This is a genomic window from Blastococcus sp. CCUG 61487 (assembly GCF_005222955.1).
Classification (GTDB): domain Bacteria; phylum Actinomycetota; class Actinomycetes; order Mycobacteriales; family Geodermatophilaceae; genus Blastococcus.
The window spans coordinates 1-851 of the sequence record NZ_LWUA01000005.1 but is presented as its reverse complement, the minus strand read 5'-3'; the positions used below and the strand labels follow the sequence as shown (position 1 = coordinate 851).

General features: G+C 65.8%; 1 protein-coding gene. It reads left to right on the top strand.

From position 1 onward, the window contains the following. Positions 1–851: cbb3-type cytochrome c oxidase subunit I (locus tag A6V29_RS00415; protein ID WP_170977626.1), on the top strand; the 851-nt coding region annotated here is incomplete at both ends.

Here is an 851-nt window from a genome sequence, read left to right as displayed (position 1 = left end):
GCGCCGTTGTCGAACATCGAGCACTCGCCGGGGATCGGCGGGAACCTGTGGATCGCCGGGCTGGCGGCGCAGGGGCTGGGCACGATCCTGGGTGCGGTCAACTTCATCACCACGATCGTCTGCCTGCGCGCGCCGGGGATGACGATGTTCCGGATGCCGATCTTCGTGTGGAACGCGCTGATCACCAGCCTGCTGGTGATCCTGGTGTTCCCGATCCTGACCGCGGCGCTGATGGGGCTGCTGGCCGACCGGAACCTGGGGTCGTTGATCTACTCGCCGGAGAACGGCGGGCCGATGCTGTACCAGCACCTGTTCTGGTTCTTCGGCCACCCCGAGGTGTACATCATCGCGTTGCCGTTCTTCGGCATCGTGACCGAGATCGTGCCGGTGTTCTCCCGCAAGCCGCTGTTCGGCTACAAGGGCATGGTCGGCGCGACGCTGGCGATCGGGTTCCTGTCGCTGGCGGTGTGGGCGCACCACATGTTCGCCACCGGCGCGGTGCTGCTGCCGTTCTTCGCGTTCCTCACCTATCTGATCGCGGTGCCCACCGGGCTGAAGTTCTTCAACTGGATCGGCACCATGTGGCGCGGCCAGCTGACCTTCGAGACCCCGATGCTGTGGTCGATCGGGTTCATGGTCACCTTCCTGCTCGGTGGGCTGACCGGGGTGCTGCTGGCCAGCCCGCCGCTGGACTGGCACGTGCACGACTCCTACTTCGTGGTGGCGCACTTCCACTACGTGGTGTTCGGCACCGTGGTGTTCGCCGCGAACGCCGGGATCGCGTTCTGGTTCCCGAAGATGTGCGGCCGGATGCTCGACGAGCGGCTCGGCAAGCTGCAGTTCTGGCTGAC